Origin of the sequence: Paenibacillus konkukensis, assembly GCF_023523925.1 — a bacterium.
Lineage (GTDB): Bacteria > Bacillota > Bacilli > Paenibacillales > NBRC-103111 > Paenibacillus_S > Paenibacillus_S doosanensis.
In genome coordinates, this window is record NZ_CP027059.1 from 3254041 (window position 1) to 3269492 (window position 15452).

14 protein-coding genes and 1 pseudogene are annotated in these 15452 nt (G+C 53.9%); 4 read left to right on the forward strand and 11 right to left on the reverse strand.

Annotated features, from left to right (window positions below):
• Positions 1–8 precede the first annotated feature (8 nt).
• The gene (locus SK3146_RS13860; RefSeq protein WP_249865597.1) at positions 9–668 is read right to left on the reverse strand and encodes a potassium channel family protein; all 660 of its coding nucleotides are present in this window, start codon (positions 666–668) and stop codon (positions 9–11) included.
• A 278-nt stretch (positions 669–946) separates the two neighbouring features.
• Between SK3146_RS13860 and sspI the strand changes: the two genes are divergently transcribed.
• Positions 947–1150, forward strand: a complete 204-nt coding sequence (sspI, locus tag SK3146_RS13865; protein WP_249865598.1) for a small acid-soluble spore protein SspI — start codon at positions 947–949, stop codon at positions 1148–1150.
• Between the two features lie 146 nt (positions 1151–1296).
• On the opposite strand, the pseudogene SK3146_RS13870 reads toward sspI, so the two are convergent.
• From SK3146_RS13870 to SK3146_RS13885, 4 genes and pseudogenes are all read right to left on the reverse strand, one after another.
• Positions 1297–2399: pseudogene (locus tag SK3146_RS13870) on the reverse strand (Gfo/Idh/MocA family protein).
• Between the two features lie 86 nt (positions 2400–2485).
• Positions 2486–3214 (reverse strand): ThuA domain-containing protein, encoded by a 729-nt coding sequence (locus tag SK3146_RS13875; RefSeq protein ID WP_249865599.1) that lies wholly within the window; start codon positions 3212–3214, stop codon positions 2486–2488.
• Between the two features lie 15 nt (positions 3215–3229).
• Positions 3230–4390 carry a Gfo/Idh/MocA family protein gene (locus SK3146_RS13880; protein ID WP_249865600.1) on the reverse strand — a complete coding sequence of 387 codons (1161 nt, stop codon included), beginning with the start codon at positions 4388–4390 and terminating at the stop codon, positions 3230–3232.
• A gap of 66 nt (positions 4391–4456) precedes the next feature.
• A complete protein-coding gene (locus tag SK3146_RS13885) occupies positions 4457–5527 on the reverse strand; it encodes a LacI family DNA-binding transcriptional regulator (protein WP_249865601.1) in 1071 nt (356 codons plus the stop codon).
• A gap of 159 nt (positions 5528–5686) precedes the next feature.
• Here SK3146_RS13885 and SK3146_RS13890 point away from each other — a divergent pair, with 159 nt between their 5' ends.
• Both SK3146_RS13890 and SK3146_RS13895 read left to right on the forward strand, forming a co-directional pair.
• Complete coding sequence (locus SK3146_RS13890) at positions 5687–6400, forward strand: response regulator transcription factor (RefSeq protein ID WP_249865602.1); 714 nt, start codon at positions 5687–5689, stop codon at positions 6398–6400.
• A 1-nt stretch (position 6401) separates the two neighbouring features.
• A complete protein-coding gene (locus SK3146_RS13895) occupies positions 6402–7883 on the forward strand; it encodes a sensor histidine kinase (protein WP_249865603.1) in 1482 nt (493 codons plus the stop codon).
• Positions 7884–7989: 106 nt separating this feature from the next.
• Here the strand turns inward: SK3146_RS13895 and SK3146_RS13900 are convergent, their stop codons facing one another.
• From SK3146_RS13900 to zwf, 5 genes are all read right to left on the reverse strand, one after another.
• Positions 7990–8823 carry a YheC/YheD family protein gene (locus SK3146_RS13900; RefSeq protein ID WP_249865604.1) on the reverse strand — a complete coding sequence of 278 codons (834 nt, stop codon included), beginning with the start codon at positions 8821–8823 and terminating at the stop codon, positions 7990–7992.
• 240 nt (positions 8824–9063) lie between these two features.
• Positions 9064–9582 carry a CcdC protein domain-containing protein gene (locus tag SK3146_RS13905; RefSeq protein ID WP_249865605.1) on the reverse strand — a complete coding sequence of 173 codons (519 nt, stop codon included), beginning with the start codon at positions 9580–9582 and terminating at the stop codon, positions 9064–9066.
• Positions 9583–9624: 42 nt separating this feature from the next.
• The gene (locus tag SK3146_RS13910) at positions 9625–11202 is read right to left on the reverse strand and encodes a peptide chain release factor 3 (protein ID WP_434006874.1); all 1578 of its coding nucleotides are present in this window, start codon (positions 11200–11202) and stop codon (positions 9625–9627) included.
• Between the two features lie 30 nt (positions 11203–11232).
• The gene (locus SK3146_RS13915) at positions 11233–12297 is read right to left on the reverse strand and encodes a metallophosphoesterase family protein (RefSeq protein WP_249865607.1); all 1065 of its coding nucleotides are present in this window, start codon (positions 12295–12297) and stop codon (positions 11233–11235) included.
• 186 nt (positions 12298–12483) lie between these two features.
• Positions 12484–14004: a glucose-6-phosphate dehydrogenase gene (zwf, locus tag SK3146_RS13920; RefSeq protein ID WP_249865608.1), complete on the reverse strand. Its 1521-nt coding sequence runs from the start codon at positions 14002–14004 to the stop codon at positions 12484–12486.
• A 291-nt stretch (positions 14005–14295) separates the two neighbouring features.
• Here zwf and SK3146_RS13925 point away from each other — a divergent pair, with 291 nt between their 5' ends.
• Complete coding sequence (locus SK3146_RS13925; protein WP_249865609.1) at positions 14296–14682, forward strand: hypothetical protein; 387 nt, start codon at positions 14296–14298, stop codon at positions 14680–14682.
• Between the two features lie 200 nt (positions 14683–14882).
• On the opposite strand, the gene SK3146_RS13930 is transcribed toward SK3146_RS13925, so the two are convergent.
• Positions 14883–15326, reverse strand: a complete 444-nt coding sequence (locus SK3146_RS13930; protein ID WP_249865610.1) for a GNAT family N-acetyltransferase — start codon at positions 15324–15326, stop codon at positions 14883–14885.
• Positions 15327–15452 lie beyond the last annotated feature (126 nt).

The following is a 15452-nucleotide window of genomic DNA, read 5'->3' on the forward strand; positions in this document are numbered from 1 at the left end:
GCCAGTCTCTACTCCGCAAATGTTTTTTCGAATTGGTTCAAATCTTCGTTTTTCCCTACGATCACCAGCGTATCGTTTTCCGTGATCAAATCTTCAGCATTGGGTGCGATATTCATACGCGCTCCCATCTTGATGGCGATGACGTTGCAGCCGTATTTGGCGCGAATATCGAGCTGGCGCAAATTTTTGCCGATTAAATTCCGCGACGCCTGTACTTCGATGATACTGTAAGCATCGGATAATTCGATATAGTCAAGAATATTGGAAGAGATCAGATGATGAGCGACCCGCTGGCCCATATCGCGCTCGGGATAGATGACCTTGTCGGCGCCGATTTTTTTGACGACCTTGCCATGCAGCTCGTTTTGCGCTTTCACGACGATTTTCGGCACGCCGATTTCCTTCAAAATAATCGTTGTCAGTATACTCGATTGAATATCCTGGCCAATCGCCACGATTACGACGTCGAAATTGCGCAGCCCCAGCGAACGAAGCGCTTCTTCATCCGTAGAATCGGCCTGAACGACATGAGTGACGATAGCCGATATTTCCTGCGTTCTCTGCTCGCTGGCGTCAATCGCCAATACTTCGTAACCGAGATCGGCCAACGTCCTAGCTACACTCGAACCGAAACGCCCCATTCCGATAACGGCGAACTGCTTTTTCATGGAAACATCCCCTTAACCGTGAGTATATGTACTTGCGTATAAGCCATCACGTCGCCGCTGCCCGGTTTGTCCAGAAATAGACTTGCCAATAGGAAAAATTCCCGCGCAAGGTTGACGGTTCAATAAATTTTAAAGTTCCTATGTGGTGAAAGTGTAAGCCATAAAGCGCTTCTTCATATTATACCATAAAATGCTGCCGCCTATCGAAGGCATGAATCGGGCTGTTTTGGAGCATAGTAAGCGGGTAAATCCATGTGATGAAAGGCGAGGACATTTCCATGAATTTAAATCTGAGACAGGCTATCATCCAACGCGTTACGGACAAAAGCAATGAGGAGCTTTTCGAGGTGATCGAGGATTCCATGGGAGGACAGGAGCAGGTGCTTCCTGGCTTGGGCGTGCTATTCGAGATTATTTGGCAGCATAGCAATCCCGACACACAATCGCAGCTTGTTTCCACATTAAAAGAGCATTTGGCTTAAGGACTAGCGAAAATCCCTTCAAGCTGCGCGGGCGAGCAAAGCTCGGCAGTCATATGCGCCCGTTTCTAAACGGGAAAAAATGCCGTGCACGCCAGTTCCCATTCAGTGGGAGCTTGGCAGGCACGGCATTTTCTAAAAAGGCATAATTAATCCAGAACACCTTTCACTAAACCGGACAGCATCGGCTCAGGTGTATCGCAGCTGCTTTGCATCGTATAATGCTTGCCTTCGGCTGAGGCATCATGGAATCCGTGCATCGCTTCCAGCACATGATAAGCCAGCTCGCCGTTAGCCCGGTTCTTTCGGCCCCCCGAATGGCGTAAGCCATATCCAGAACGCCGAGTCCTCGGCTGTTGTCTGTATATCCGTGCGTCAGCGGAATTTCGCTGAACTCCTTGGCGTCAGCCCGGCGCAGCAGAACCGGACCGCCGAACGTATTCGGGTCCGGCACGCTCAGCGTGCCTTGGCTGCCGTAAATTTCGATCCGCGGCAACTGCGATCCGCCGAACGCATCGAAGCTGGTGATGATCGTGCCTATAGCTCCGCCGTGGAAATCGATAACCCCTGCGACATGAGTCGGCGTCTGCACCTGAATGGTCTGGCCGAATTTGGGCTGGCTCGTAATCGTGCGCTCGGGATACGAAATTTTGGCCGACCCGGTCACTCTTTGCATAGGTCCGAGCATAGCGACCAGAGCCGTCAAATAGTAAGGGCCCATATCGAACATCGGACCGCCGCCTGGCGCATAATAAAATTCCGGATCGGGATGCCAATGCTCATGACCGCGGCCGATCATGAAAGCGGATGCGGCTACGGGCGTACCGATCCAGCCGTCCCGAATCAGCTTGATGCAGGTTTGAATCCCGCCGCCGAGGAACGTATCCGGCGCGCTGCCGACCAGCAGTCCTTTGCTGCGCGCCGTATCAAGTATGCGCTTACCTTCTTCGCGCGTTACTGCAAGCGGCTTCTCTACATATACGTGCTTGCCCGCTTCGAGAGCCTGCAAGCAGACTTCGGCGTGAGCGGCCGGAATCGTCAAATTAATGACCAGATCGATGTCCGGATCGGCGAGCAGCTCCTGAACCGAGTAAGCCTTCGGAATACCGTATTCTTCGGCGCTCGCTCTGGCGCGCTCCACATTCAAATCCGCGCAGGCGGCTACTTCCGGCGCCGCGAACGAGCCGCAATTTTTGAAATAAATGCCGCTGATTTTGCCGCAGCCAACGATACCTACTCTAACCTTCTCCATATCCTGCCGCATCCTCCTCTTGTTATAAGCCCTTATTGAATCGACCCAAGCGCCGGCCGTGCTCTACCGAGCGCCTCTGCATCCGATTAATTGCTGTCCCCCATTCCCGTATAGGCTGCGCCTGTCGCGAAGGCTCCGGCATCCCGTGCTGCCGCCAATTTGCCTTCGGCCGCCCACAGCAGGCCGCGGCGCATAATTTCCTTCACTTGCGGCATTTCTACTATATTAGCCTGATGTCCGAGCGAGCAGTAGAATACGCGGCCGACGCCCCAGCGCTTCGTCCAGATCACCGGCATATCGACCGCTTTATTCAGCGAATGCGGGCCCGGAACGACAGGGAAACGAGTCGTAGCCAGTACCTCTACGGCCGGATCGACGTGCAAATAATATTGTTCGCTCTTGACGGTGAAATCTTCGATCCCTTCGACAAGCGGGCTGGAGCTGTGCTTGATGTTGACGACATACTCCACGCCGTCGTTGCCCGGATGGGCGACCCATTGTCCGCCGGTCATAAATTGCCAGTCGACGTTATTGCGGAACGCATCGCACATCCCGCCGTGGCATCCGGCGATGCCTACGCCGCTCTGCACGGCCTCAGACACGTTCTTGACCAGATCCTTGGTAATTTCCCCCATCGTCCATGCCGGTACGATCAGATCGAGCCCGCGCAGCTTCCCGGCGTCGGCGAACGCTTCCAGCGTATCCGATACCTCCGCTTCGAAGCCCGCTTCCTCCAGCAGTCCGCGGAAAATCTCGGACACTTCCTTCGGCTGATGCCCCTGCCATCCGCCTTGTACGATCAATGCTTTTTTCATCGTCAGCACGCTCCTTTACACTTCCTCGATTTTAACCCAGCGGCGCTCTTCAATCGAGCGTTCCACCGCTTCCAGCACTTCCTGGCATTTGACACCGTCCACGAAATTCGGAACCGGCTGGCGGTCTTCCTCCAGCGCCTGCATCAGCTCCACGACTTCGTGCACGAACGTATGCTCATAGCCGATCGTATGACCGGCAGGCCACCAGGCGTCCATGTAGGCATGAGCCGCGTCGGTCGCGAGCACGCGCCGGAAGCCCTGTACATCATCGGCATCATCGGTAAAATATACCTGCAGCTCGTTCATCCGCTCGAAGTCGAATTTGACGCTGCCTTTGGAGCCGTTGATTTCGAAAGCGTTCGTGCAGCGGTGACCCGGAGCGAAGCGCGTCGCCTCGAAGCTGCCGAGCGCGCCGTTCGCGAACCGGCTCATGAACAGCGTAGCATCGTCGACCGTCACCGGCCCGCGCGGCGCATCCTTTCTGCCTTTGGCGCTAAGCCCCGTCATCGTCGTCGGCAGCGGCCGCTCCTTGACGAACGTCTCGCTCATCCCGATCACTTCGCTCATCCCGCCGACCAAATAATGCGCAAGATCAATCAGATGCGCGCCCAGATCGCCGTGAGAGCCGGAGCCGGCGATTTCCTTCTGCAGCCGCCAGACGAGAGGAAAATCCGGATCGACGATCCAGTCCTGCAGAAACCAGGCGCGGAAGTGATAAATTTGCCCGAGCCGTCCTTCGTCGAGCAGCTTCTTCGCCAGCTGCACGGCCGGAGCGAAGCGGTAATTGAAGCCGACCATATGCTTCACGCCCGCATCCTCCGCCGCTTGCAGCATCTCGCGCGAGTCGGCCAGCGTCAGCGCGAGCGGCTTCTCGCAGAACAAGTGCTTGCCCGCTTTGGCGGCGGCAAGCGCGATATCCTTATGCGCGTCGCTCGGCGCGTTGATGTCGATCAGATCGATATCGCTGCGCTGCACCAGCTCGCGCCAATCGGTGACGTAGCCTTCCCAGCCGAATTGCTCGGCGGCCTGGGCGACGCCCGCTTCGTCGCGCCCGCAGATCAGCTTCATAACCGGCCGGGCCGATTTCGGAAAAAACATATGCAAATCGCGGTAAGCATGGCTGTGCGCCTTGCCCATAAATTTATAACCGATCATCCCGATATTGAACTGCTTCATTCCCGTTCCTCCCGTTCATGAAAATGAATTTCATTTCATTCGATTTGATTCGCTTACCGGTTGGACTTACCGTTTGGAGCACGACTGCCGGACGACCAATTGCGTACCCAGCTTCAATTGAAACGGTTCGCCTTCCTGCAGCACGAGCGACAGCAGCCGATCGGCGGCCAGGCTCCCCATCTCATAGAATGGGACGCCGACGCTGGTCAGCGGCGGATCGGTAACGCGCGCCGCATCGGAATTGTCGCAGCCGATGATCGCGATATCCCGCCCGGCTTCCCAGCCGAACTCGCGCAATCCCTGCATCAGCCCGGTCGCCATCCGGTCATTCGCGGAAAAAACGGCATCGATTTCCTCCCGATGCTCGTAGATGCGGGCCGCTGCGCGGTAGCCGCTCGTCCGGCTGTAATTGCCCTCATAATACCAATGAGGGTACCCCGCAGGCTCGATGCCCGCTTCGCGCATCGCCCTCTCATAGCCCTTGCGCCGATCGTCGCTGCTGGAGAACTGAGGCGATCCGTTCAGGAATGCGATCCGGCGGTATCCTTTTTGAAGCAAATGCCGCACCGCCATGTAGCTGCCGGCCTCGTGATCGGCATCCACTTCGTTGAAGCGTTCGCCCGGGAAATGCTGATTAACCAAGCAGAACGGGTGTCCCGCCTCCTGCAGCCGTTTCAGCTGATCCCGCTCCTGCGGCGTATCGCCGGCGCCGAGAATAATACAGGCATCGACCTTCTGTGAGCGAAAAATATCGCTGTAATCGCTTTCTTCCTCCATGGTGCGGAGCATCAGCAGCAGGTCGTATCCCTTCTCCCGCACTTTCGAACCGATGCCGCTCAAAATTTCCGAGAAAAAATACGTCGAGAATAAATGAACTTTAGGAACGTATGGAAGAACTACGCCCAAATTGCCGCTGCGGCGGCGGGCAAAGCTCTGAGCAATCGCGTTGGGATGATAGTTGAGTGTCTTGGCTGCTTCCAGCACCCGCTGCTTCGTTTCCTCCTTCATCGGCCCTACGCCGTTGAATACTCTGGAGACGGTAGCTTCGGATACGCGCGCTAACTCAGCCACTTCCTTCCTCGTTACAATATGCGCTCCCTCCTTTTCCAAATCAAAGCAAAATGTACACGCGTACATTTTCTCATGCGAACGCCTATCTGTCAATCGGGTATTTTGACCTTATTCCTATAATGATAGTGGTATTGATATTATGCTGACAAGCGTCTATGCTGTTAGTAGCCGCGGGCGAATTAGAATCACCCGCTTTCACATTATTCGTTCAAGGAGTGTTTGCGAATGAAGCTGCTTGTGGCCGAGGACGATACGTCCGTTTGCGAAATGCTGCAGCTGTTTTTTCAAAAAGAGCGGTACGACACGACCTTCGTACACGATGGGCTTACGGCACAGCAGCGTATCGACGGAGAGCCCTGGGATTTCATTATTCTCGATTGGATGCTTCCGGGAAAGGATGGCGTCAGCCTGTGCAAGGATCTGCGTCAAACCCGCGAGACGCCCGTCATCCTGCTTACCGCCCGCGACCGCGAGCAGGATCGGATTCAAGGGCTAGAGCTTGGAGCCGACGATTATGTCACCAAGCCGTTCAGTCCGATGGAGCTGATCGCCCGGATGAAAGCGGTGCTGCGCCGTTACCGGATCGGGACCTCGTCGGAAGCACGAGAAACCGCCGCGGCGGTAGAAGAATCGGACCGCTTCAGCGTGCTTAAGCATAAATCGATTACGATTCAGCTGGAATCCCGTACGGCGGTCATTCAAGGTCAGGAAATTACGAATTTGACCCCGAAGGAGTTCGAACTGCTCTGTCTGTTCGTCCGCTACCCGAAGAAGGTGTTCACCCGGGAACAGCTGCTTGAGAGCATCTGGGGCTACGATTACATCGGAGAAGAGCGCACGGTCGACGTACATATTAAGCGGCTGCGCAATAAAATTTCGACTCAGGAATGCCCGCTGATCGTCACGGTATGGGGCGTAGGCTATAAGCTGGAGGAGTAGCATGCCCAAGATCAAATACCGTTTTACCTTTTTCCAGCGGCTTGCTCTAAGCCACCTCATCGTTTCGCTGCTCATACTCGCCCTGCTCAGCATGGGCTTCGCCTATTACGTCAAGCAGCAGGTGTACGATTCGGTAACGCAGGAGCTGAACAATTCGGCGAAGGTCGTCTCCAAACTGCTGTCCAAGGACGAAGAAAACTCCGGACCGCAGGTGCAAAATTACCGCAACCTGCTCAATGAGCGCAAAATTTCGTTTATTCTTTTCAACAAGACGGGGGAAGTTCTCTTCAGCGATCCGAATATGCCGGCGGCGCTGCTGGGCAAGCCGTTTCTGGACAGTCTTCGCGCGCGAATTTCTTCCATTCAGAACAACGAGAGCTTCATCGTCAGCCGGAATATCCCCGAGCCGCTGGTCGTGCTGGGCAAAACGATCAAGCCCCGCAGCGAAAAGGGCGATATGCACTTGTTTATATTTTCGCCGCTTGAAGGCTATAAGGAGACGCTGCAGACGTTCTATGACGCCCTGCTCTTCATGATCGCGATCGTCTTCTTGCTGGCCGTTTTCGTCAGCTTGCTCATCTCGCGCAATATAAGCAAAAGCATTCAGCCGCTGCGTCAAGCTACCCGGCAAATTGCCGCGGGGGACTATGCCGCCCGCCTCCCCGTAAACCGTACGGACGAGCTCGGCGACCTGGCGGCGGACTTCAATTCGATGGCCGCTCAGCTGGAAGCCTCATCCAATATGCTGGGGCAATACGAGAACCGCAGGCGGCAGTTTATTATGGATGTCACCCATGAGCTGCGAACGCCGCTGACTTCGATTCGCGGCATTATTGAAGGGCTGAAAAACGATCTGGTCGCGGAGCAGGAAGAGAGGTACCGGTATTACGGCATTATCGAGAAAGAAACGTTCCGTCTGATCCGGCTCATCAATGAGCTGCTCGACATGGAGAAGATCGAGAGCGGCATGATCTCGCTGGCCAAGAAGCATACGCCGCTTCGGGAACTGATGGAGATCGTCGCGGAATCGCTGGAAGTGCTGGTGGAGGAGAAAAATCTGCAAATCATTATCGAATGCGAGCCCGGTTTGCAAGTTTACGGAGATTATGACCGGCTGACGCAAATTTTGCTTAATCTGGTCAAAAACAGTATCCAATTCACTCAATACGGCTCCATCCGCTTGAAAGGGTCCGAGACGAATACGGAGACGAGAATCGAAATATCCGATACCGGCCGGGGCATGTCCAGCGAGGAGCTGTCGCTAATTTGGGAACGTTTCTATAAGGCGGACCCGTCCCGGACCAAAAGCAACAGCGAGACCGGCTTGGGACTGTCGATCGTGAAGCAGCTTGTCGAAGCGCATCAAGGGACTATCGAAGTGCAAAGCGCACCCGGCCTGGGCTCGGTCTTTATCGTCTCGATGCCCAAAGAAGAGCGGCAGTCCGCCTTGCCGCAATCGGAGAGAGGCCTGTCCTCGTCCTAGGCCCGAGGTTGCAGCTCCTGGCCCTTCGCGCGATTTGACCGAACCAACGATAATCCCGTATCTATTTCGGTAGCATACGGGATTATCTCTGGGCATAGCAGCCGGCTTACACTCTTCCATAGGCTTTGGCATAGCGGTACACCTTCCTGTACATGCTCTTATTTTTCAATTTGTTGAACACATACGGGTCCGGGCGCGTATTGACTTCCAGCAGCCACGGATTCATATTTTTATCCAGCGCCACGTCGAGCCCGATCTCTTTAATACCGCGGTATTTGGAATGAAGCTGCTTGGCCGTAAGCGTCCCCAGCCTCTTCAAATAAGCTATCAGTTCTTGCTGTTTGTCTTTAGGCAAATAAGCGCTCAGGACCGCTTCCACCGCTGTCGGTGTGCCGCCGTTGTGGATATTGGTCACTACTTTTTTCGGATCGCCTACCTTGCCGATCATCGCGGTCGTCTCCCACTTCTTGCTGGGAGACTGCTGAACCATCACCCGGATATCAAAGCGGCGCTTCCGGTACCGGGCCAAATGAATGCCCATTTGAACGAGGTACAGACGGTTTTTCGTCTTTTCTTTAATGGAATCGTACATCTCGTCATAGGTCGCAAACCGTTTGATTTCGAGGCCGCTCTGGTACCGGTATACCAATTGCGACCGGTCGGCCTCCATCTCGACACGCATAACCCCATGGCCGTAGGTTCCTACGTCCGGCTTGATATACACCATTTGGAACTGGCTAAGCATCTGTTTTAACGAAGCTCGCGTCATTTTCTCCGTATCGGGAATAAAGCGGCGGATTCGGGCATTCGGAATCAGCGCGCATGTTTTTTTCCATTTGCTGAGAATGTGCCGCTTGGATTTGACTTTGCCCATGGGAACCACCTTTCTTTGCCTCATCACAATATTGTATGCATAGACGGCGGCGGCGGCCTTCGTCATCCGCCTAGAAAGACGGCGTCAACCTACTTTTTCTACGTAATTCGGTCGTCCGCATTCTGTTCCCCGTGCCATTTACGTCAGCCAGCAGCCCTCCCCATCCCGGCCGCATGCCAAACACCCCCTATCCTAAAAATGCTGTAAAAACGACGGCTGCGCATGCGCAGGCACATCTTCTTTTTCACCGCAATTTTATATGAATGGGGGGTGTTCAAATCATGTACGGTTCGCCGTTTTCCAAGGTTAGACCGAGGCGGAACCGAGTTCTTTTTCCTTGCGCAGCAAAAACGTAAAAAAACGGATGTAGTAAGAAACCAGCACGAAAAATATGCCTACGGTCAGCGGATCTCTGCCGTACATTTCCATCGGATTTCCCGCCGGAGGGTCGGTCATAGGCGCCTGAGCGTTCATTTGCATCACCCTGTAGGCGATACGTCCGACCAGAAGAACAAGCACCGCGATATTGACCCATAGATGCGTGCGATAATACAAACCGTCGGCCCGCTGCTCGAACTCCGTATGCTTGACGGCGTAGTAAGCAAGCACAAGACCGCAGATCAAGCCGGCGGCAGCGGCAATCAGATTGACAGGATGCAGAAAGCCCGCATACAGGAGCACGCACCCGATAATCGCAAACAACACGGTTCGGAACAAGAGGCGGGAGCGGACCAGCTTTTGCAAGCCGATCGTTCTTTTCGTCCGGCGGTATATCATCAGCCCTACGAGCAGAGCTATTCCTAGAGTCGGTCCAAGATGCTGCATTCCGTCAACTCCTGCCGTCATCGATTTCCATTCTTTTTTTACTTAAGGCGCATTCTCCAAAAATTTCGCAGTCGGATTTTTCTCCATCGCCGACCGCATCGCATATTCGCTTTCGAACAAGACGACATAATGGTCGTTCTTGTCTTTAACCAGCTGCGAGTTGATCCGGAACTTGCCGGGATCGACCTGCTCGTCTACGATCCAGCGGGCGAATTGATAGTTCATTCTTTGCAGCATCACATCGACCCCGTATTCCGCCTTCATGCGGTATTCGAACACTTCGAATTGAAGCTGGCCGACGACGCCGAGAATCATATCGTCGAAGCCGATCGTCCGGAACACCTGAATCGTGCCCTCTTCGGTCAGCTGATCGACGCCTTTTTGAAACTGCTTATGCTTCAGCGCATTTTTGACCGTCACCTTGCAGAACAGCTCCGGCGAGAAGGTCGGCAGCTCATTGAATTCGATGCTGCCCATTTGACTGAGCGTGTCTCCGAGCCGGAAGATACCGGGGTCGAACAAACCGATAATGTCGCCGGGATACGCTTCCTCGACGATATCGCGGTCCTGGGCGAGAAACTGCTGCGGCTGGGACAGCTTAATATCTTTGCCGGCGCGAACGTGCTTAACGGACATACCGCGCTCGAATTTGCCCGAGCATATGCGCAGGAAGGCGATTCTGTCGCGATGCGCCGGGTTCATGTTGGCCTGAATTTTGAAAATATAGCCGGAAAACTTATCGCTCAGCGGGTCGATTTCCCCTGCGCTGCTGCCGCGCGGCGACGGTGTCGGAGCCAGCTTGAGGAAATTTTCCAGGAACGTCTGCACGCCGAAGTTATTGATCGCGCTGCCGAAGAAGACCGGCGTCAGCTCGCCGCTCGCCACCTTGTCAAAGTCGAACTCGTCTCCGGCCACGTCGAGCAGCTCCAGATCCTGAACCAACTGATCGTAGAAGAAATCGCCGGCGATTTCCTTCACAACCGGATCGTCATAACCGCTCACCGAACGCACTTGAATCTCTTTATGGTCGTCGCCCTGAAACAGCTCCACCTGCGTCATCTTACGGTCGTACACGCCGCGGAACTGTTTGCCCGAGCCGATCGGCCAATTCATCGGATACGAACGGATGCCGAGCACCTGCTCCAGCTCTTCGAGCAAGTCGAACGGATTTTGCCCTTCGCGGTCCAGCTTGTTGATAAACGTAAAAATCGGAATGCCGCGCATCCGGCACACCTGGAACAGCTTCTTCGTCTGCGCCTCGACGCCTTTGGCAGAGTCGATCAGCATCACGGCGCTGTCGGCAGCCGTCAGCGTACGATACGTATCCTCGGAAAAGTCCTGGTGACCCGGCGTATCGAGAATGTTGACGCGGTGTCCTTCGTAATCGAATTGCATGACGCTCGACGTAACCGAGATCCCTCTCTGTTTCTCGATTTCCATCCAGTCGGAGGTCGCATGCTTGCTCGCTTTACGTCCTTTGACCGTCCCTGCCAGACGAATCGCTCCGCCGAAGAGAAGCAGCTTCTCGGTCAGCGTCGTTTTCCCTGCGTCAGGGTGGGAAATAATGGCGAAGGTGCGGCGTTTCTGCACCTCTTCATTCATTTTTTGCTTCGTATCCATACTCATGAGATTCGTAATTCCTTCCCTATATTAAGTTAGCTTCAAGCTCCAGTCCGCTTCCTTCAGCCACGTGCGGTTGCTGAATTCTCTGCCGCGTACGGTCACTCTATCTTTATATACCTGTACATACAATCCTTGCGATTTTTCTTTGGATGCATTCTGATAACTGCGGTTCAATACCCGTCCTACGGAGGAGTTATGGAAGTAATGGAACGTTTCTTTTACATAATGCTCCGACCCGTTCTGGAAGTCCTGATGACGGTGCCCGCAAAAAACGAACACATTGGGGTACGGTTTCAAGATCTCTCTGAACTTCTTCGCGGGAATAAGCTGGTGGGTTCCACCGTCCGAGCCGATCGGCGGCAGCGGCTGATGCGTCATAACGAAAATAGGCTTGCCGTCCTTATGCTCGGCCAGCTTGTTCTTGAACCAATCGAGCTGTTCGTCGGAATACCAAGCGCCTTCTCCAACTTCAGGCTTCTCTTGGACATAGCACTCCTGCGACAGCAATATGAGCGGGAAGCCGTTAATAGTAGCCGCATTATATATTTTATCCACATTAAAAAATTTCTGAAACCTTTCGCGGGCCTGCCAATCGGTTTTTCCGTTCGGCATCGTGTCTTTATTGAAAGCGCCTTTCTTATCGACCCATATATCGTAATAATCATGATTGCCCATGTTCGCATAGAGCGGAGGAAGCTTATAGGCGGATAACAGCTTATGCAGCTCCTTGTACCCGTCGTCTCCTCCGAAATCGGTCATATCGCCCGTTATAATTAAGGAATCGATCGGCGACTCGAAATGCTTGATGTCCTCCAGCGCTTCTTTCATGTGCTTAATCGTATTTTGATCGTATACCGAAATATGGAGATCGCTTAAGATCATAAAGGAAAATAACGGCTCCTTCTCGTCCTCCGGCGCAGGCTTCGGAGCAGGCGGCTCCTGCCTAGCCAGCGACAGATCCGGATCTCCGCTTGCATTCGCGGTCTGCTGTTCGCCTGCAGACTTCTGAAGCAGCTTGAACAAACCGGTAAGCGCGGCGCCAATAAGGATCAACAAACCAAGCATCCAGCGAATAAAAGCCCGACGCGACATGATTTACGATAACCCCCCAAATAATATGAATCCGTCTCTCTCGTATCGATTGCCTTACGATTGGTTTCTCTATTATAGCGTTTTATTCGGCTGTCTGCACATATTTTCGGATGGCAAAAAGAAAGGGCCCGTACCCGGTAACAAGTACGGCCCGCTGGATATCGATCCCACTAATTTATCGCTTCTTTACCGCTTCGTAAACTCCCAGGCCACTTCGCCTTCGTCTTGACCGTTCACAGGCCACCATTTGAATCCGTCTTCCGATAAAAGCTGCTGCGCCTGATCCGGTCCCCATGTGCCGGCTTGGTACAAGTTCAGGTTATCCGTGCGCTCGCCCCATGCGGCGGCGATTTTGTCCACATACTTCCATGCCAGCGCCACTTCATCCCATCGGGTGAAGTAGGTCGAATCGCCGCGGGCCGCATCGTGCAGAAGCCGCTCGTAAGCTTCCGGCGTGTTCAACCCGACCTGGCAGCTTTGGCAAAAATCCATCGCCACAGGTACGATCGCACCTTCGGAACCGGGCTGCTTGCCGTTCATCTTGAAATAGATGCCTTCCATCGGATTCACCCGGAATACGAGCAAATTCGGTTCCAGCTTATGCTTCTTGGACAAATAGACGTTGTTCGGCACGTTCTTGAATTCCACCACGACTTCCGTGGTTTTAACCGGGAGACGTTTGCCCGTGCGGATGTAGAACGGCACGCCGGCCCAACGGAAATTGTCTACGAATACGCGCGCCGCGAAATACGTCTCCGTCGTCGATTCCGGATTGACCGAATCTTCTTCGCGGTAGCCTACAACGGGTTTACCCTTCAGATTGCCGGCGGCATACTGCCCGCGCACCGTATTGGCTCTAGCTTCGGCAGCGCTTTGGAATCCCCTCAAGGAACGGAATACTTTGACCTTCTCGTCGCGAATATCTTCGGGAGACAGACGGCTCGGCGGCTCCATCGCCATCATAGCCAGCATCTGCAGCATATGGTTCTGCCCCATATCGCGGAGCGCGCCGGAATGATCGTAATATCCTCCTCGTTCCTCGACGCCGACGGTTTCGCTCAGCGTAATCTGGATGTTCGCAATGTACTTGTTGTTCCATAACGGCTCGAAGAACGCGTTCGCGAACCGGACGACGTTAATGTTCTGTACCATTTCCTTGCCGAGATAATGGTCGATCCGGTAAATATCCTTCTCTTCGAAAACTTGGCGGATTTCGGCGTTCAGCTTCTCTGCGGACGGCAGGTCGTAGCCGAACGGCTTCTCGATGACCAGACGGGCCCAGCCCGGCGTCTCCAGCAAGCCTCCGGCCTGCAGATGATGCGACACGCTGCCGAACAGTTCCGGAGCCAATGCCAAATAGAACAGCCGGTTTCCTCCGACATCGAACTTATCGTCCAGACGGTCGGCGACGGTTTTCAGCTCGCGAAAAGCTTCCGTATTGTTAATATCAAGGGGCATATATTCAAAATGCTCTGCAAAGGACGCCCACTGCTCGTCCTTCGTCACATTGTAGCGCGCAAATTCTTTGATGGATTCGAGCACATCCTCCCGGAATTGCTCGCTTGTTTTGGGGCGGCGCGCCAAGCCGATGACGGCGAAGCGGTCACCCAGCTTACGTTCGCGGTAAAGGCTGTAAATCGCAGGATACAGCTTGCGGCGGGCGAGATCGCCCGTAGCTCCGAAAAGGAAAAATACAGTATTGGTCATATTGGCATCATTCTTTCATATGTATTTTTTCACGATTTTCTTTATTTGTGTCCGAACCCTTTTAGCATAACGAAAACAGCCGCAGGTTTCAATAATTTCCCGTTTATTTAGTATAGAAAATGTCGATTGGACTGATCGAAAACGGAACGAAGCTTGCTAAATCCGTAAAAGCTTCCCCGCTTCTCCGCCGCTTTATACAACAAAATAGGCTCATATCACTGGGCATTCGACCAATCGCCCCGGCGCTGTGCGCATAGACTGGAGTGTAGAAATTATGACGGAGGTGCAACAATGAGGCGTATTCATCCGATAGACGAACCAACCTGCCGGGAGCATTACGGCAAACCGGTTCTCATTGTTCTAAGAGACGGCAGTGAACTGGTAGCCATATTGAGCAGGCACGAGACCGACAAGCTGATCCTGAACAGCAGAATTAATTACGCGGAAAATGCGGTAGCGGCCGAGGACCTTCAGGCCACGAAAGCTTCTCTGAAATCCAAGAAGGCCAAAGTAAGGGGCAAATCTGCCGCCAAAGTAAAAGCAGTGGCGGGACCAGGATTCGGACCGGGATTTGGACCCGGCGTAGGGCCGGGATTTGGACCAGGATTTGGACCGGGATTCGGAGGAGAGTTCGCAATTGATCTCTCGCTGATTGCTCTCTTGTTCCTGCTCATCTAAAGCTTTCCGCTCGCTGCTCCATCCCCTATCGACTCTCCGGACCAAACATTCGGGAAACCGGGGCAGAGGTCTTCGAGGGACCGCTGCGAATACCGCCGCGGCGGCTCCCCTCTCTTCCCGTATCATTCCGTCCCGGACCGGATCATATGCAAAAAAAGAGCCTCCGACCGACGCGGCTGACGGCCCTTGGCTCTTTGCAACTATTCAAGCTGTTTGGACATTAAATAACAGCGAATCGTTTCGTTATATTGAATGGGTATATAATGCCGTGAAGTATAAAAGCTTTGCGCCTTGGCGTTGGCATCGTCGACCCAGAGCCTCACCTCGCTTCGCCCCGCCAGCAGAGCCTGTCGCTCCGCGTGCTCCAGCAATCTCGAACCTATCCCTTTACCTTGGGCGCGGGGACTCACGGCAAGCATGTCGACGTACATGGCCTCGCGCTGCTTTCTAAGCGCAATAAATCCGTTGGCCGCCCGGCCGCCCGATGCGGAAACGAACGTGCTGCAATCCTTCAACCGTTCCCGAATCGCTCGAAGATCGATACGAATATCGGGCTGGGTCTTTCTTGCAAAAGGGACCAGGAGCCGATCCACCAACTCCAAAATGATTCTATCGTCCTGACGCGGAATCCGTTTGCGAATCAACTGGCGTCGCCTCCTTGGATAAAGACTCTGCTTTATCGTATGAAGCGATCGCGCGCTCTGCTATTATTTTAAATATTTTTTACCGACAAAGGCTAAGAACAGCACGCTGACGATAATGACAGCCGC